The sequence below is a fragment of the Citrobacter amalonaticus genome (assembly GCF_002918555.1).
Taxonomy (GTDB): Bacteria; Pseudomonadota; Gammaproteobacteria; order Enterobacterales; family Enterobacteriaceae; genus Citrobacter_C; species Citrobacter_C amalonaticus_A.
Genome location: NZ_PQMB01000002.1, coordinates 746,006 through 764,246 on the forward strand (window position 1 = coordinate 746,006; position 18,241 = coordinate 764,246).

Here is an 18,241-nt window from a genome sequence, read left to right on the forward strand (position 1 = left end):
GCCGGATGGCGGCGCAAATGCCTTAACGCGGCGCGCCGTCCGTCATCTCAGCGCCACCAGTGTGCAATTTGCCAGCCAAGCCGTGCGGCAGTGCGCACGGCTCTGCCATCATCGTCAAAGCGTGGGTTAAATTCAACCATATCCACGGCCTGGAGTTTACCGCTGCGGCACAGGGGTTCAACTATCCGCATAATCGTCGCCAGCGGTACGCCCAGCGCAGCGGGGGCCGACACGGCTGGCATCTCCCAGACGGGTAAAACATCCAGATCGATGGTCAGATAGATTTTGTCGACGCCGTCGATAAAGTGCGCCATTTGTTCACGGGCGCTATCACAGTGCACATCTTCCACCACGGTAACGCCGCGCCGCTGCGCCTCATCCCACAGCGCCTGAGTGTTGGCCGCACGGCTTACGCCAAGGCATGCATAATGAAATTCACGTTGCTGCTCTTCACAAAGCAGCGCCAGCTGGCGAAAGGGCGTGCCCGACGTGGCCCGGTCGGCATGGCGCAAATCCAGATGGGCGTCGAGGTTGATAATACCAGTTCGCTCATCCGGGAACGCGTCCAGCACCCCTGCCCCATGACCAAATGCGGTTTCATGACCGCCGCCCAGTACAAACGTCCGTACGCCTGCCTGCTGACACGCGCGCACCGCCTCACGCAGCGCCTGCTGCGCCCCTTCCAGATCGGCCGTGGGCGCGACGACATTGCCTAAATCCACCAGCCGCTCGTGGCCATGATGGCTGGCCAGATTCGCCAGCGCCTTACGCAGCGCGTCGGGCGCCCCTGCCGCCCCCGGTCGCCCCTGGTTACGCTTCACCCCTTCGTCGCAGGCAAAGCCAAGAAAGGCAATCTGCCCGCGGTACGCCTCAGGCGTGAAATCGCTACTCAGGGTGACCGTCTGGAACAGGCGCAGCGCGTTGGCAGCCTCCGCGCTGTCGTCCCGCCCCTGCCAGAGTGCAGGAGAGGCTGGAAACCATTGCGTCATGTCATTTGCCCTCGGTAAATTCGCTGATATAACGGATTGCGCCCCGGCTCATAGAGGATCTCCACCGGCTGTTGGGCATCCCAGACGTTAAAGTCAGCCACATAGCCCGCTTTAAGCTGCCCATGCGTCGCCTGACGCCCCAGCGCCTGTGCGGCATGGCGCGTCACCCCAGCCCACGCCTCTTCCGGCGTTAAGCCAAACTGGACGCAGGCCATATTCATCGCCAGGTGCAGGCTGATAAACGGGCTGGTGCCCGGATTAAAATCGGTGGCTACCGCCATCGGTACCCGGTATTGACGCAGCAGCGCCACCGGCGGACGCTGCTGTTCTTTGAGGAAATAGAATGCGCCGGGCAACAGCACGCCGACGGTGCCGCTGCGACTCATCGCCGCCACGCCGTCTTCATCCAGATATTCGATATGATCGGCTGAAAGCCCGTGATAACGACTCACCAGCCGTGCGCCGCCAAGTAAAGAGAGCTGCTCAACATGGCCTTTGACCGGAATGCCCAGCGCCTGCGCCGCCCGGAACACCCGTTCGCTCTGGGCAAGCGTAAAACCAACGCTTTCACAGAACAGGTCGACCGCTTCAAACAGCCCTTTTTCCCATAACTGAGGCAAAAGGGTTTCGCAAACCAGGGTGATATAGCCGTCAGGATCGTTGCGATATTCGGCTGGGGTGGCATGCGCCGCCAGCAGCGTGGGGCTGATTTCGATCACCTGCTCCGCCGCCAGGGCCGCAATAACCCGCAGCATTTTCTCTTCCGCCGCCAGCGCCAGCCCGTAGCCGGATTTGATCTCCAGGAGGGTCACGCCTTCTTTAATCAGCCGGTGCATACGCGCGCGCGCCAGCTGTAAAAGTTGGTCTGGCGTGGCAGTACGCGTGGCGGATACGGTGGCGTTAATTCCGCCGCCTCCGGCGCTGATCTGCTGGTAAGAGACGCCGTTAAGCCGTTGCTCCCACTCTCCGGCACGATTCCCCCCGAAGACCAGATGCGTATGGCAATCAATGAGTCCCGGTGTAACCAGCCTGCCTTCCATATCATGTGCGTGGTGATGGCTGTTTCCGAGGGACGCTTCGGGAACAATCGCCGCTATTCGCCCTGCGCGTACAACCAGCGCGTGCCCCTCAACCATGCCGTAGGGCGCTTCCCGCTCAGGGTCCATCGTTGCCAGCCGGACATTCCGCCAGATTGTGTCATCAGGTAACCACTGCCGCATACCATCCCCGCTTGTCGTAGGTTGTATAGACATTTATTTTCATTCCACGAGGGATGTCAACCTGAAGCACGAGAAATGTTATTTATTTGTGATATATAAACCTGTACCCCGCACGCTGAGCGACTTAAAAAAGACTTTTTCTCTTTTCGCCTTCCCGTTTCGCTCAACTTAGTATAAAAAAAGCTGCAATCAGAATGATAAAAAATAGAAAAATCAAACCATTACAAGATTATTTATCTCATTTAAATACAACTAAAGACTGTAATACACGACATTTTCAATCACAACAATCAATTACTTACGATACATTAATGACCTGTTGCAGAGCATTAGCGCAAGGCTGCTTTCGTCATCTTGCGCTAATTTTTTGCCATCACACCGGACAATCATCAAACTCGCCAGAACGGGCATCGTTGATCATGTACGTTATCATTCCAAAGATCGCCTCATTTTCCATCTCAGGCATTTCTTCACGGCGACCGCTGCTTACGTTTATCAGATATGGCGTAGGATGTTTTTTGTACTCAACCACCCTGAATTCTCCACCGAAATCACATACAAGTAACGAGCCGTCGCATGGAGTCAGGCGAGGCATCAACGACAAGCAAGGCACCAGACAGGATTCCGTAGCGCCGTGCTGGGCCACCTGCTCTCACTAAGTAAGTTGCCGCGGGCCTTTGCACTAACAACTCATCAAGAGGTATTCGCGTTTCTACGTAGTCTGCTGCCGGAGTGGGAAAGCCCACCGAAGTGGGCTATGTATTTGTTATTCATTGGTATCAGGTGGAGAAGTAAAAAATTTACCTAAAGCGTCTCGCTCTACACTTGTGATGAAGACATACTTAGGCTTAAAGGATTTAACCATGATCTGGAGTAATTCCGGCGTTACCTTTCCTGGGTGTACCTGTAAAACCTCCCTGAAAGTTCTGGACATAAAAGGTGACATAGCGGTGCCGTAGGAGTCTCTAAGCCATAGTACACGGTCATCATTTAGCGCATTATCTGAAACCACAAGTGCCGGGGTAGGTGGTGCCCCTATAACCGTGAGCCTTTTTTCCGACAACAACCTTCCTGTTTTAAAATCAAAAACTTTAATGTTCGTTTTATTGATAGCCCTGTCGTCAAGATAAACAAGTTCCTCCTTGACGTTTTTCACACGTAAAAATGCAGCTAAATCACCTGAGCGTCCCTCTGCTGTTTTAAAGTGTGCCGAAGTGAACGGACCGGGCCACTTTGTGTCAGGATGCTTAAATTGCATAGTAGATGCCAGCGCATTGAAGGCCATACCCGCTCCGTATGAATTCCAGTGTGTATCGGTATGATAATATAAAGGCTTATCAGTCCTGCCCTTCTCTACCATTATCGGAGTAAGAGTATCAATATAGATCTCATTGTCACTATGCAATAGCGAGCCCAATATAGAATCAGGGGAATGCCTGTCCCATTTAGGAAGCTTATCCATATAGACACTATCCTTATCCGGACCGATTATTATTTTGAAATCCTGGACGCCGTTTATTTTAAAATAATCCCCCCATGCTTCAGTCGCTTTACTAACAGCGAGCATGTCTTTTGCGATTATAGATGAGCCTTGTATTTTCTTTGTTAACGTTTTTACAAAGCTATCACCCAGAAACAACCATCCTTCCTTGCCAATAAGAACTTTTTCTGGTTCTGTTGATAATCCGTATTTGAAAGCAACGGCACCCACCCATGCTTCTACAGCATCCATATTATAGAGATTTCTAAATCGTTCTGGCATACGTTTGCTTTTAAAAAGATGCGGCTCGTTAACAATATTGTAAGTTGGCAGAATAGCCAGTGAAGCAATTACTATAGCTGAGAATAAAAATACTTTACCTTTCATATCATCATCCTCAGAAGTTAAAGTACAGGAAAACTGCGCTTGTGGTATGTAGAGTCATATACAAAGCCAAAGCGCTGATGAATGCAACCCATGTTACCTTCAACATGCTTTGCTTATCTGTTACCACTATTTCTATGGCATTTTTGAAAGATATGATAACGAAAGCACATGCAATAGCCGCAAACTGAACAGAGTAACCGGCCAGTCCAGGTGGCAACATCGCCGACAACTTGTCTGCCTGAACACCAAGCATTGACAGATTTTCGATCGGCGCGTCAAGAATAGTAAATTTAGTCATCGAGTTAAAACTAAACATAGATTCGATAATACCCATTGCATCCTTAATGGAATGGGCACGAAAAAATATCCATGCTATATGTACATATAGAAAGGTTACCAACCATGCCACCGGTTTATACATTTTTAGCCCAGCAGAAGACCATGCCCTGTGAACCACCAGTCCCACACCATGCATAACCCCCCATATGATGAACATCCAACTTGCACCATGCCATAATCCACCAATAACAAATGTTATGAACAGGTTGAAATAAGTTCGAGGTATGGAGCATCGGTTACCCCCTAAGGGGATGTACAGGTAATCCCGGAGGTAACGGCCAAGTGTAATATGCCACCGCCTCCAGAAATCCTGTATGTTTAGTGCCTTATAGGGTGAATTAAAATTTAAAGGAAGCCAGATATTGAACAATAATGCGACTCCTATTGCCATATCACAATAGCCGCTAAAATCGAAATAAAGCTGGAATGTATAAGAGAGGCTTGTTACCCAAGCGCTATAAAAATCATGATGATATCCAGGTACGTAACCAGCATCTGCCCATATTGCGAATGTATCAGCAATTATCGTTTTTTTGAAAAGTCCTATACCGAATATCATTAACCCCATCATGATGTTTCTATATCTAACAGGAACAGTCCTAAGAGATTTGAACTGTGACATCATCTCTTTATGATGAAGGATCGGACCGGCAATTAAATGAGGGAAAAAAGTAACAAACAGTGCATAATTAACGATGTCATATTCTTTTGCATATCCCTTATAGCTGTCAACAAGAAAGGCTATCTGGGTAAACGTATAAAAACTTATGCCAATAGGAAGCACTATCCCCGCTATATGATAGTGTTCACCAGTAAGGTAGTTCAGATTATCAAGGAGAAAATTCGTGTATTTGTAATAGCCAAGCACTAGCAGGTTCGCGACAATACCTGCTGTAAGCATTATTTTTTTTCGTTTTGCGCCCTTAGCTAACTGAATACCGAGCCCATAGTTAAACATTATTGACCCGAGCATTAAAGGAAGGTAGGCCAGACTCCAGTAGCTGTAAAAGTACAGACTGGCAGCAACCAACCATACTTTTCCGAAGTATAGAAGTTTAAATTTATTGAGAAGAAAATAGCCCAAAAATACTACTGGCAAAAATGCGAAAATAAACTCTGGAGAACTGAAAATCATAGCATTTCCAAATTGTCATTATGATAATAAGAACCATAAAATGAAAGTTCAATAACGCCTTTGTGAACAACTATTTTTTTAAACGCATTATATAAACTCATAACCACCACTCATTAAACAATTGCAACGATCACTTTTTAAAGACATATCTAACTCTCTAGCCCCAATACTTATCAGCAGAATCCATTTCTCTTTTGAAGATGTATCAAAGTAACTTACGTCACGAAAATACTGAACATCAGAATAAAACAGAGAGCCACTTTTAACGTATTCATAAAGCAACTGATAATCAGAAGGAAGTAAAAGAAAGCCCCCAAACACCAATAAAAAAAAGCAAAAAAGATATAGCACAGGAGTTATACTTCTGGCTCTATCCATATAAAATCCGATAATTGAAAATTCAGAATTAGCCAATCTCGATAATATTATCCCAGTCATAAGATAACCAGAGATAACAAAAAACACATCCCCCCCCGTAAATCCACCACCAAAGCCAGGAATCCCAAAGAGATAAAGAATGACAACAATTACTGCTATCGCTCTCAGCCCATTAATGTCAGTCCTGAAGTTCACTTTTCCGCCACAATCTCACTAACAATCATGGAGGTGTTATAGCATGCAATATAAATTCAAGCCAGTCACTACAGCTGCATAGCTACTAGTTGGCTACCTGTTGTGACCTCAAACAAAAATGCAACTCCACCAACATCAGTCATTGGAGTTACAACGAACCGATCGTTAACCAAGGTCCGGCTACACGAGCTGCAAAATCAGAGGTTAAGAGAGCGAGGATTACAGCAGATGAATATCTGACGATACGGAAGTATGCCGAAGACCTTTCGGCCTGGGTTGTCCTGGTAATGGATCTGGCTGTGGTTACCGGTCAGCGTGTTGGAGATTTATGCAAGATGAGGTGGGAAGATATCAAGGATGATTATCTCTATGTTGAGCAAAGTAAAACAGGGTCAAAGCTTGCACTACCTACCTCACTAACAGTGAATGCTCTTAATATTTCCATGCAGAAAACGCTTGAGAAGTGCAAGTTACTGCTTAATGGCGAAACTATTATTGCTTCAACACGCAGCGAACCGCTTTCTTCAGGGACGATATCAAGGTATTTTATGCGCGCACGCAAGGCATCTGAACTTTCCTTTGAAGGAGAACCGCCTGCTTTTCATGAGTTACGCAGCCTGTCAGCAAGACTCTATGAGAAACAGGTTAGCAGGGAGTTTTCTCAGCACCTTCTCGGGCATAAGTCGGACACTATGGCCTCTCAGTATCGAGATGACCGAGGGAGAGAGTGGGATAAAATTGAGTTCAGTTAGTGATTTTATTTTGACTAATAGTAACCTGTGCATTGCAACATTTTGATTATGCTTGCTTTTATTTTGGTACAACTTAGTATAAAAAAGCAGGCTTTAATGGATAACTTTCAAAGCCCGGAGCACTCTGTGAACATATCATCAGTTTCCCGTCTGGCGCTGGCACTGGCTTTTGGCGCGACGCTGACCGCCTGTAGCTCTACGCCGCCGGATCAAATACCGTCCGACCAGACCGCGCCAGGAACCTCTTCGCGCCCGATTCTGTCGGCAGCCGAGGCGCAGAACTTTGTTGCTGCCCACTATTTTTCTGCGCTGACCCCGGACACCGCGCCGTGGACGCCGTCACCGATTACGCTGCCTGCGAAACCTGATTATGTGGTAGGACCGGCTGGCACCCAGGGCGTGACGCACACCACCATTCAGGCTGCCGTTGACGCCGCGATTAACACGCGCACCAACAAACGCCTGTATATTGCCATTATGCCGGGTGAGTACACGGGAACGGTTTACATCCCTGCCGCTCCAGGCAGCCTGACGCTGTACGGGATGGGCGACAAGCCGCTCGATGTGAAAATTGGCCTGGCGACAGACGGCGAAATGAGCACCGCAGACTGGCGCCGTACGGTGAATCCCGGCGGTAAATATATGCCAGGCAAACCGGCGTGGTATATGTTCGACAGCTGCCAGAACAAGCGTGGCGCCAGTATCGGCATGATGTGTTCCGCAGTGCTCTGGTCGCAAAACAACGGGCTACAGTTGCAGAACCTGACCATCGAAAACAATCTTGGCGACAGCGTCGACGCGGGTAACCACCCGGCGGTGGCGCTGCGTAACGACGGCGACAAAGTTCAGATTAACAATGTGAACATTCTTGGTCGGCAGAACACCTTCTTCGTTACCAACAGCGGCGTGCAGAACCAACTGCAAACCGATCGTCAGCCGCGTACGCTGGTGACCAACAGCTATATTGAAGGCGATGTGGATATCGTTTCCGGTCGTGGCGCAGTGGTGTTTGATAACACCGACTTCCGCGTGGTGAATTCCCGCACCCAACAGGAGGCGTACGTCTTTGCTCCGGCCACGCAGTCCGGCATCGATTACGGTTTCCTCGTGACCCACAGCCGGTTTACCGCTGCCGGGGATGACGTGGCGCAACTGGGTCGTTCACTGGATGTGGATGCCAGCACAAACGGCCAGGTCGTTATCCGCGACAGCATCATCAACGAAGGCTTTAATGTGGCGAAGCCATGGGCTGACGCCGTGATTTCCGGACGTCCTTTTGCGGGTAACACCGGAGCGAAGGATGACAAAGGGGAAATGCAACGTAACCTGAACGACACGCACTTTAACCGCATGTGGGAATACAACAACCGCGGTACAGGCAGCAAAGTGGTCGCAGAGCCAAAACGGTAATCACAGTCATCAAACCGCTGGCGGGAATACTCCCGCCAGCCCCCTTCACCGTTTTCAACGTCTTTTCTTCACGCAGGTCATATTTTCACCATCACAGGTTTAAAATCGATCGCGTGAATCAATCCATTTATAGCCAAAATAATTCGAGTGGTATGAAGGCAAGCCCAGACACTTACATAAGTAAGTTACAGGAACCCTTAACTGGACAAATATTACCCTGCCGCTAAACTCACTTTTTAACCAAAAATAGATAAAAGATAATCTATATTAAATTTAATATATCAATCTCATCAATACATATCACCGTCCGGAAAGGGAAAATAACCGTAACTTTGTCTAAAAATAAATCAAAAACCCTTTGTGATATGCGCCACATATAAAATATAAATATAGTAAGAGTCATTCGAAAGCAACTCATCTGACCAGATACCCTTTTTCCTAATTATCCCGTCACAACTTTTAGCTTCTGGTGCTTTACGAAAAATGCCGCCTATAATGTTTTGGCACAGTGAGTGCGGAGTTAATTTTTTAATTTTTCAGTAACCAGTAATATCTAAGGATTGATAGACATGAAAAGCATGATTCATTCATGGAAAAAAAAGGCAGCACAGTATCGTGAATTGAAAAAGCAGAAAGGCGTAACGCTGCTTGAAATTATCATTGTACTGGGCATTATTGGTATTATCGCTGCAGGTGTGGTTATTCTGGCACAACGTGCGTTTGCTTCTCAGGACATGACCGATGTTGTTGATAATAGCAACACTATCCGCGTAGCAATGACTGAAGTATATCGTGATGCGAACGGTTATCCAGGTTCTACAAGCCTGGCAGGCATCACTAAAGCTCAACTGGATGCAGATAAAGCAGCGACCAGTCCTTCATACCCAGGACCAGTTCTGACTATGTTGAAGATGGGTAAACTGACCAGCAGTGAGGCTTTTAATAACTTCTCCAGTGAACCATTTGAAATTGGTCCTGCCGCCATTGGTGCAACAGCGGATAAACCAAAAGGTTTCTATATTGCTGTTAATGGCTTAAGTCAGGAAGAATGTCGTAATCTTATTTCTCAGACGGGTAGCGAGTGGGATTATGTAGAGACTCAGGTCGTTGCCGCTGGAGCGAATACTAGTTATCTTGTTGCTCCTGCGGTTTCACCAGCGGTTGCTGCACCAATACTGGTGATGGGCGTAGATCCTTCTGGATCAATCGTTAAGACGCTGAAAAAAGATACTTTGACTCCGGATATCATTACTGGGTCGACTGTCTGTACTGACCAGGGTTCTGCTAACGCGGTAATTCTCGGCAGCCGTTAATTTATAACGTTATTTTCTGATAATCTGATAAATTGCCCCCATAATGGGGGCAATATTTATCCCACGGACGGAAAAATGTCGTACAAATACCTCAAAAAAAACGTTCGCCCGCAGGCAGGTGTTACCCTTCTTGAAATGATTATTGTGCTTGCCATTATCGGCATGTGTCTGATGACTTATGCAAATTATAAACGAAAAGAAGCCCAGCAAAGTCACCAGCTTATTGTCGCTGATATGATCGTCCGTGATATTTCTGGCGTAATGCGCTTTATTTCGCAAAATAAACTGAATGTTCTGGGGGGGGGTGAAGAAGCCAACCCACTATTCGGGACGAAAAATACTAACGTCGCCGTCGCGAATTATGATAATCGCGTCACCAATAAAACATTACAGGATCAACCCTATCCCAATACGGATACAGACAAGTTTTATTCCGGTTGGTCTGTTGGTGTGTCAACGCAAGCCCAGGTATCGCCCACTCGAGGTTCTCGCTATCTGTTTCTGGGTAGTGAATGTAAAAATGGCAATAACCCGAAAGGGAAACTGCCCTTCGCCCTTGCGGAGTCTATGCTGCCGTGTGAACTGCGCCCTGGCGCCGAATCGCTGGAGCTGATGCTGGAACGCGTGGACTTCGTCAACAACATTCGGCAAGCCGGCACCAGCGGGCCAGGTATTGAACGTGTCGACTTCTACATCACCTACCAGACAGATGCCGAGAACGAAGGTCTCCATTTTGCCGGATTTATTAAGCCGCTGGAAAAAGCGCTGAAAGGCGTCGATCTCGGCTATCTGCAGGCGGTGGTGTTTGAAATCGAGAGTAGCGGTAATTTTAAACTGGTAACAACGGCCTCAGGCCAGCCGCTGCAGATGGGGGACGTTCCCAATCATATGGACAGGCTCGATGCAAATAAACGTTACGGCATTCGCTTAAGCCTAGACAAAAGCAGTGAAGACATAACTGCCGATGGTTCCGTTCCGGCTGCCAAGCTGTGCTGGAACGATGCCAAAGGCGAGGCCGGACCGTGTATTACGGCGATAGATGAAGACCGCCTGCTGATTACCAGCAGCGATGCAACGGGCAAAGATAAAAACGAACCAGCGATGTGCTGGAGCAAAGAGCAAAAAGCCAGCACGCTGTGCCTGGCAGCAATGAACAGCAACGGCGTTAATCCTGGCACGGATAACCCGGACGATCGCATTCTGCATCTGCGTACCAGCGCGAATAAAACAGACGGTACCGAGGTGGATCCTGCTTCGCCGAGCTCGCTCAAAGGCACCACCGGCACGCTGTACGCCAATATCGTGATGGAAAATACCTCGCGCAGGCATCCGGAAAAATGGCATGTGGCTTACGATCAAGCAGAGGCGAATGCGCTTAAGGATGGTCGACAGAATAATGATAATACCGCACGCGTATTTTCTGATGCCTTCCGTGGTCAGTATGAGCTGGTGACGCCCACCACCACCTTTTATCAGTCATTTAAAAACGATTATCCACAGGATAAAGGTCCGACAGGGGCTGATGATATTTATACAAAGGCAAATAAGAGTACAAATTACGCTGGTCTCTTAAGTGAGCCGGGCGTAATTCGTTTACCGTTGCAAACGTGTCCTAAAGTCACCGGTATCGATAAAGACGGTAACACCACGCTGCGTAGCCTCTATCCCCGCCTGTCGGTCGCCATATCATCGGTCGCGGCAGATGAGGATAAGGATGCTGAAGCACACGGTGGCTATACTGACTACACTCAGCAGGGGGCAACCCGTTTGAATACCGTTCAAACTCGCAACAAAGTGGGGGCGGTAGCGGGTGTTGTGATCCAGGCCAATATTGTGGTTTACAAAGATATTGCAGCCACTGCCAACGATCCGACGAAAAGGGACATAAACGGAACCTTTGAGGACTGGATCGCGGAGGCATGGTTTAAAGGTACAGGTAATAAGGACGACCCCTTCTGGTTAATCAGCGCCACGTCGGCAATGATTAATCCCGATGGTGATGGTATCAATAAAATGAATCCGCAGTCTCTCTCGGTGGTGATTAACCAGTGGTGCAGCACGATCCCGCAAGGGGGGATGATTTCATCCGAAGGTTACGCCTGGAAGACGGCGATGCCGAATAAGTATGTGCTCCATTCTCTTGTTGCGGAAGATAACGATCTTAAGTTTTATAAAGAAAACGGTAATGAACTTGATATTCCGGACCATGAAAGAATCACCTATTAATCATTGGAAGAGTAATATGAAAAAAACATGGATAATTGGGGCTGCCGTGTCCGCATTATTAGGCAGTCAGGGAAGTTTTGCCGCCAGCGCGCCAGCCGGGCAAAAAATTGACGCAGGGATGCTGACCACCACGCAGGTGAAAGAAAGTACAGCCACGCCGCGAAACCCCTTTTCCGGGGATGATACGGTGAAAAGCGTCGCGCCTGTCAGTGCGCCAGTGGTGGAAATAAAAATTGATTTACTGGAAGAGGAGTTATTAAGCCAGCAGCTCACAAAATGGGCGCAGCAAAATGGCTATAAGCTGCTCTGGAACAGCTCAACTGATTTTGTTATTTACAAGGCAATTCATTTGCAGGGTAAATCAATACAGGATGTGCTGGTTAAGCTTGGACAAGTATTTACGTCAGAAAACTACGGGCTGGTGATTAAAGACTACCAGGCAAATAACGTACTGATCATTGATGAGCAGTAATTAAGCAAGGGAATAATGCTATGAAAATTAAAGTTTCGCTTCTGGCGTTGACGCTGGCTCTTCAGGGTTGTACGTCCATTGACACCAAGTACGATAAAAGTATTGTCCCGCAGGAAACCGGCAACCCGACCACTCCGGATGAGATGAAAACGACCGGTTATATGAAATATAACGAGCCCTACCTGGGAAAAAAGGTTGAATATAACTCCCGTAAACAGGCGCTGTTGCGTAAGCAGGTGAGTATTCAGTCTTACGAGCCTACCGATCTGGCGACAATCCTTGAGGCGGTGACCGCACAAACTGGTATTAGCTACCGTATTAATACTTCCGTTCCCGGTGGAAAATCGGATGCGGAGGAACCGGAGTTCCGTAGCGTCAAGTTCAACGGAACGTTTGAGGAGTTTACCCGCTATATTTCCGCGCTGTATGACGTGAATCCGCTGCTGGATAACAACGGCGTGCTGGTCGTCTCTTATTACCAGAACTATGTGCTGAAGCTCGATTTTTACGGCGAAGACAACAAGTTTGAGACCAGTCTCGACCTGTCCGGTAATCAAGCCACGTCCAGCGGCGGTCTGAAAGGCAAAGCCGAAACCAAGTTTGAATCCAGCTTCTGGGACGACGTTGAGGATATGGCGGACAAATTCGTCTCCAGCGGCGTTTACAGCATTTTTAAAGACGCCTCAATTCTGACAATCACCGCGCGGCCTTCAGAATATCACGCGCTGAATGAGTCGCTGAAGAAATTCCAGGCGGATAATACCCGTCAGTTTGTCGTGACTTACAAAATATTCACCCTTGATAAGCGCAAAACGAAAGAGCTGGGCGGTGGGGTCAATATGACCTTTAAGGACGGGACCTCCTCTTTTGGTATCGACAGCTCAGAAATGCTGATGAAGCTCTCCGGCGGCTTAACCGCAGGCTGGACCAATCAGCATATGAATATCAGCTCCCAGCTGGATGCCCTGTACGAACTCACCGGCAGTAAGGTGATCCAGAGCGGCTCGTTTATTACCCGCAATAACATCCCTATTCCACTCAACATGACCACGTCGCAATATTATGTCTCCAGCCGCACCAGGGAACAAGATTCCAATACAGGAGACGTCAGTACGGAGGTGGAAACCACGGAACTGATCACCGGCACCAGCTTTATTCTTACCCCGCGTATCTTAACCGACGGGCGAATTGAAGTGGCCAGCGGCTTTACCAAGCGCTACCTCAACTCAATCGATACCTTTGATGAAGTTCAGCTGCCGTCGGTAAGCACGACGGAAATGTTTAACATTTCCACAATTACGCCGGGTAGCCTGATGCTGGTCAGCAAATACGAAGCGAAAGAGGATTCTGACGGTCAGGGATGGTCGGTGCTGGCAGGCTCGGTCACCAACAACGATCATGTCGAAACCGTGGTTATGGTAGTCGGTATTGATAATTACCGTGCCCCAACGCAGACCCGATGAGGGCATCATGCTTAAGCACTTATCAGAAAATCGGGTATTAATTGATCTGGTCTGGAGCTACGAGCCTGCCTCTCACGAGCCTTATTATCTTGACTGGCTGGCACATTTGCGGCGAACCCATCGCCAGTTAACGGGCCAGTCGGATGAAGGGGAAATGGTTACGGGTTTCTGTACCAAACACTCCACATTATATGAGCCTTTCGCTCTGTGGATGAAAGCCCTGTACGGTGACGGTATTTATTATTATGAGCAGGCGGAAAGCTGCTATTTCCTGATTATCTCGCACGGCGTTCCCGTTTCGGGCAGCGATCGTCTGGTCTCCAGACGCTTCTGGATGAAGCTCAAAGAGCAGCTGAAAGAATCGCCACAGTATGCAGAGCTACCGTTAATTCAGTTAACGGAACAGCACATTGAGGCGGTGGTTGAAGGCTGTACTGAACATCAGCGACGGCAGAAAAAGCGGCGACAAATGATGATCGGCGCTCTGATAGCAGGCGGCATCGTATTTTTACTGGTGTTTATGACACTACTGAAATTATTTATAAAAGGATGAGAACGTGGCGGTCTCTGAAAATCTCTATTTCTGGAAGCGTCGTAATATAGGGGGCGCACCTACCGGACGAGGAGGTAATATTATCGTCTGGGTAGTTACGCTAATGATTTTATTGGCTGGCGGCGGCGGGTCGGGCTATTACTATTTTATCTGGAAACCGGAGCAGGAACGTCTGGCTAAAATTAAAGCTGAACAGGCTGCTCGCCAGCAAAAAATCAAAGCTATTGAAGATTTTTATCGCAACTCGCTCACGGGCGGCAGTATTTCTGATGCCAGCCTGCTGCTGGAGCAGCTCTTGCTGGCGAATAAAAAACTGTCGCAAGTGGGTTTTGCGCCAAAAAGTGTTGAATGTACCAGTACGGGCTGTTCACTCAGCTATGCGCTGAATCCAGGGCGGATATTTAGCGTGGCCGATATTAATCTCTGGGGCAAAACCTGGTCGCCCAGTTTTTCAAAAAATACGCTGGACTATACGGGCGTTGAGTCCGGGATGAATAAACATCCGTGGTTCAGCGCCTGGCAGAGTAAAAACACGGTCAATCTGCCGATCTGTACCGATGTATTAAGTTATATCAGCACCTGGAACTCATTAGGCGGACGAAATACCGAACTGGTATTAACGGGGATGCCCTCCTCTGCCGTCGAGAAAAATGAAAGCGCGCTGAAAAGTGCGGTAACGTCATTCGGGATGCTGTTTGCCGGCTGGACGATCACCTCACCGACCAAAATGGATTTCTCGGGCGTGTCGCTGGTGTTGAATAAACAACCCTTTGCCGACGCGTTTATTATCAAATCAATCGTATTCAATGAAAACTCAACGCTTGTTACCGGAGGACTGGCATGCAAAAAGGGAAATTAATCATTGCGGGAATAGTGTTGACGCTTTCACCTGCTCTTTACGCCGCTGATACGGCAGAAATCACTCCAGCGCAGGAGGTTGTACAAGCGGAAGGCACGCCGCCGTTAAGCGACGTATCGCCGATGCAGGATCACGTTGTTGAGATGATAGAAAAAGATTTCAACTTCGAGAGCCAGTACCGTGAGCTGGTGAATCAGCTTGCGCTGGAAAAAGTCCGCAGCGAGCTGCGCAAGCTGCGCGGGGAGAAAAAGGCGGGTAGCGCAGCGGGCATGCCGATGAGCACCGCCAGCACGATGGATGATGCCAGCGCTGCCCCTGGAGCAACGTCAGAGTCCGCGCCTGGGCTGCGGCCGCTGCTGATTTCTGAAATCGCGGGTCAAAAGCGCGTGGCGATTGCCGGTTCCGGCGGCGGCGTGAAAATGGTGCCGCTGAATCAGCGTTTTAGCTACGGCGGTTATGACTATATTGCGCGTCATAACCAGGCAAATGACGTAACGGTCGAGGTTGTGGGTAAGTGATCGATTATATCCAGTTTAACGAGGAGAACATTCATTCTCAGGAGTGGCAATTCCAGGAGTATGACGGCGATATTCTGGTTGCTGAGCATGCGGATGAAGCCTGGTTACTGGTATCCACGCCTTTGATTGATAATCTGGCACCAATGCAGGCGGTGTGCCACCGCCTGCAGGTTTCCCATAATATTCAGGTTAAGGGGATAGCGCAGGTTACTGAGAAAAATTATTACCTGATCGTTGAACAGCTGCTGTCGGCAGGAAGTAAGCTGCTTGAGCAGGAAAGCAGTAACACGCAACTTGCGCTGGAAGAGATGCTGAAAAAGGCCGTGGCGTTGAAGGCCAGCGACCTGCATATCACCCGTAATGATATGGTGGCGAATATTGAGCTGCGCATTAACGGTGTGCTTTGTCCGTTTATACAGATGAAGGCGTCACGCTGCGATGAGCTGGTGTTCGTGCTCTACAACGTTGAGGCAAGCACCCGCGACACCACCTGGAACCGCAATATTGCGCAAAACGCCAATATCCTCTATTCGCTGGCGGGGAAAAGCTACCGCTTCCGCTATGCGCACTATCCGATATTTGGCGAAACCAGCGATTGCTATCACGCGGTATTGCGTATTATTCCATCGGGTCTGGACAGAGCCAGCGTCGCGAGCCTGGATAAGCTTGGCGTTTCCGATGAGGAAATTAGCGACCTCAAAAGGATCCTGAGTAACCCCTACGGCGCTTATATTATTGCCGGAACAACCGGTTCGGGAAAATCCACCACCCTGAAAAATCTGATGGAGTGGATGCAGATCAACCGCTACGACAATCGCGGCTGTTTTCTGACCGTAGAAGATCCGGTCGAATATCAGATCTATGGCGCGACGCAAAGTTCGGTATTAAGCGGCGAATCCGGAGGATTCCATTCGGCGATCAAATCCTCGCTGCGTCGCGACCCGGACGTGCTGATGGTGGGGGAAATTCGCGACAATATCTCTTCTAACGCGCTGGCCGGGGCGGTGGAAAGTGGTCACTACTGCTTTACCACCGTGCACGCAGGCAACATCGTTTCGTTATTGCAACGCTTATCCGCGCTCGGTATTACCAGCGATAAGCTTTCAACGCCGGGCTTTATTGCGGGCTTACAGTGCCAGAAGCTGATACCGGTACTGTGTCCGCAGTGTAAAACGTCGTTACGGACCACCGCCATTAAGGGACGCGAGTTCCAGCTTTATGAAAAAAACTCTGAAGGCTGTCCGGCCTGCAAGCACACCGGTATTGGCGGACGCCAGCTGGTGATGGAGTATTTGCTGCCGGTGTATGACGAGCTGGAGGCCATTGCTGAACAGAAGTGGCTTAAGGTTTATACCGTCTGGCGCGCGAAGCGATTAAAACAGACCGGCCTGAGCGAGGGATTCGAAATTAAAGAAAAAACGATGGCGGCGGTACTTCAGGGACGCGTGTGCGCGACCTGGTTTCAAATGGAATTTGGGCAAGTCGTTCAGGAAGAGCTGGAGGTAATAGTTGAAAAAATTCGGTAAGAAACAGCGTATTTATCTTTATCAGTTTTGCGCAGACATGATTAACGCTGAGCTTCCGCTGTATGATGCGCTGCAAAAATTACGCTCGGAAGGGGAAAAATTGCTCGGCAGAGGATTTGCAAAACGTCTGGAAGAGCTGACAAGCAAAATGGCGAAAACCACCTCCATTGCGATGGTTTTCGAGGGGCTGGTCCCTGAATCTGAACTGAGCGTGATTAACGCGGCAGAGCGTAGCGGCAGCCTGGCCGACGGTTTTATCACCCTGGTGAACGTGATTAATTATAACGACGAGCTGCGCAAAAAAATCGTCGGTGCCATCACCTTCCCGCTCATTATGCTGGTCCTGTCGCTGGTGGTGATTGCGGGTTATGCCTATAAGGTGTTCCCGGCTTTTGAAAGCGTTGTACCAGTTGAGAAATGGCCTGGCGTCACCAGTGCGCTCTATATTTTTGGGATGGCGCTGTGTAAAGGGCTGTGGATATATATCCTCGTTGGTTTTATTGTGCTGGTTACCGTGATCAAAATGGCGATGGGAAAAATGACCGGGAATATTCGTAATCAGTTTCTTGACCGAATTATGCCGTTCTCAACGTATAAGCAGTTGACCGCTTCTATTTTTCTCAACAACCTGGCGCTGATGTTAAAAAACGGCATTCCGCTCAACGATGCGCTCAGTATTATTAGCCTGAACTCCAGCCGCTGGCTACGCTGGCACCTGGCCGGGATGCAGAAAAAAATGGCGGCGGGCGTCAGCTATGGGGAGGCGCTCAACTCGGGTTTGTTGAACACGGAAACGCTGCTCAATATCAGCCTTTACGCCGCGTTGCCTTCGTTTAATGAGGTGCTGCTGGCGGTATCGAATAAATCACGTGAACACATTCGGGAATATATCAATAAACTTTCCGGGTTATTAAAAGCGCTCTCCACGCTGATATTAGGCGGTTGCGTTATTTGGGTTTTTGCCGCGTTGTTTTCGCTCAGCGACAAGCTGGCGGCGATGGGCGCCAGCGGTTCTTTTTAGGGAAA

At 48.9% G+C, this 18,241-nt stretch carries 15 protein-coding genes and 2 pseudogenes; 11 read left to right on the plus strand and 6 right to left on the minus strand.

The features are described 5' to 3' along the window. Positions 1–47 precede the first annotated feature (47 nt). The 6 genes and pseudogenes from hutG to C3432_RS09080 all read right to left on the minus strand — a co-directional run bounded on the left by hutG (position 48) and on the right by C3432_RS09080 (position 6,123). On the minus strand, positions 48–989 hold the full coding sequence (gene hutG / locus C3432_RS09055; protein WP_103776288.1) for a formimidoylglutamase: 942 nt from the start codon (positions 987–989) through the stop codon (positions 48–50). Next, a complete protein-coding gene (gene hutI / locus C3432_RS09060) occupies positions 986–2,209 on the minus strand; it encodes an imidazolonepropionase (protein ID WP_103776289.1) in 1,224 nt (407 codons plus the stop codon). Before hutI ends, hutG begins: the two co-directional genes overlap by 4 nt. 373 nt (positions 2,210–2,582) lie before the next feature. Then, positions 2,583–2,955, minus strand: a pseudogene (locus tag C3432_RS09065) (HumD family translesion DNA polymerase). Positions 2,956–2,975: 20 nt separating this feature from the next. After that, positions 2,976–4,076 (minus strand): alginate O-acetyltransferase AlgX-related protein, encoded by a 1,101-nt coding sequence (locus C3432_RS09070; protein WP_103776290.1) that lies wholly within the window; start codon positions 4,074–4,076, stop codon positions 2,976–2,978. A 10-nt stretch (positions 4,077–4,086) separates the two neighbouring features. Continuing rightward, positions 4,087–5,550 carry an MBOAT family O-acyltransferase gene (locus C3432_RS09075; protein WP_103776291.1) on the minus strand — a complete coding sequence of 488 codons (1,464 nt, stop codon included), beginning with the start codon at positions 5,548–5,550 and terminating at the stop codon, positions 4,087–4,089. An 87-nt stretch (positions 5,551–5,637) separates the two neighbouring features. Further along, entirely contained in the window at positions 5,638–6,123 is a 486-nt protein-coding gene (locus C3432_RS09080) for a hypothetical protein (RefSeq protein ID WP_103776292.1), read from the minus strand. Between the two features lie 167 nt (positions 6,124–6,290). Here C3432_RS09080 and C3432_RS09085 point away from each other — a divergent pair. The 11 genes and pseudogenes from C3432_RS09085 to C3432_RS09135 form a co-directional block, all read left to right on the plus strand. After that, positions 6,291–6,875: pseudogene (locus C3432_RS09085) on the plus strand (tyrosine-type recombinase/integrase); the annotation flags it as partial. Between the two features lie 126 nt (positions 6,876–7,001). Beyond that, positions 7,002–8,285: a putative acyl-CoA thioester hydrolase gene (locus C3432_RS09090; RefSeq protein ID WP_103776948.1), complete on the plus strand. Its 1,284-nt coding sequence runs from the start codon at positions 7,002–7,004 to the stop codon at positions 8,283–8,285. A 569-nt stretch (positions 8,286–8,854) separates the two neighbouring features. Further along, entirely contained in the window at positions 8,855–9,598 is a 744-nt protein-coding gene (locus C3432_RS09095) for a type IV pilus major pilin (protein WP_103776294.1), read from the plus strand. 75 nt (positions 9,599–9,673) lie between these two features. Next, the gene (locus C3432_RS09100) at positions 9,674–11,824 is read left to right on the plus strand and encodes a prepilin-type N-terminal cleavage/methylation domain-containing protein (RefSeq protein WP_103776295.1); all 2,151 of its coding nucleotides are present in this window, start codon (positions 9,674–9,676) and stop codon (positions 11,822–11,824) included. 16 nt (positions 11,825–11,840) lie between these two features. After that, on the plus strand, positions 11,841–12,296 hold the full coding sequence (locus C3432_RS09105; protein ID WP_103776296.1) for a TcpQ domain-containing protein: 456 nt from the start codon (positions 11,841–11,843) through the stop codon (positions 12,294–12,296). 20 nt (positions 12,297–12,316) lie between these two features. Further along, entirely contained in the window at positions 12,317–13,759 is a 1,443-nt protein-coding gene (locus C3432_RS09110) for a type II and III secretion system protein (protein WP_103776297.1), read from the plus strand. A gap of 7 nt (positions 13,760–13,766) precedes the next feature. Beyond that, positions 13,767–14,312 (plus strand): hypothetical protein, encoded by a 546-nt coding sequence (locus C3432_RS09115; protein ID WP_103776298.1) that lies wholly within the window; start codon positions 13,767–13,769, stop codon positions 14,310–14,312. Positions 14,313–14,316: 4 nt separating this feature from the next. Further along, a complete protein-coding gene (locus C3432_RS09120; RefSeq protein WP_103776299.1) occupies positions 14,317–15,171 on the plus strand; it encodes a hypothetical protein in 855 nt (284 codons plus the stop codon). Further along, positions 15,153–15,689 carry a hypothetical protein gene (locus C3432_RS09125; RefSeq protein WP_103776300.1) on the plus strand — a complete coding sequence of 179 codons (537 nt, stop codon included), beginning with the start codon at positions 15,153–15,155 and terminating at the stop codon, positions 15,687–15,689. The genes C3432_RS09120 and C3432_RS09125 overlap by 19 nt, the downstream gene beginning before the upstream one ends. Beyond that, positions 15,686–17,215: an ATPase, T2SS/T4P/T4SS family gene (locus tag C3432_RS09130; RefSeq protein ID WP_103776301.1), complete on the plus strand. Its 1,530-nt coding sequence runs from the start codon at positions 15,686–15,688 to the stop codon at positions 17,213–17,215. Before C3432_RS09125 ends, C3432_RS09130 begins: the two co-directional genes overlap by 4 nt. Next, the gene (locus tag C3432_RS09135) at positions 17,199–18,236 is read left to right on the plus strand and encodes a type II secretion system F family protein (protein ID WP_103776302.1); all 1,038 of its coding nucleotides are present in this window, start codon (positions 17,199–17,201) and stop codon (positions 18,234–18,236) included. The genes C3432_RS09130 and C3432_RS09135 overlap by 17 nt, the downstream gene beginning before the upstream one ends. The last annotated feature ends 5 nt before the right edge of the window (positions 18,237–18,241 follow it).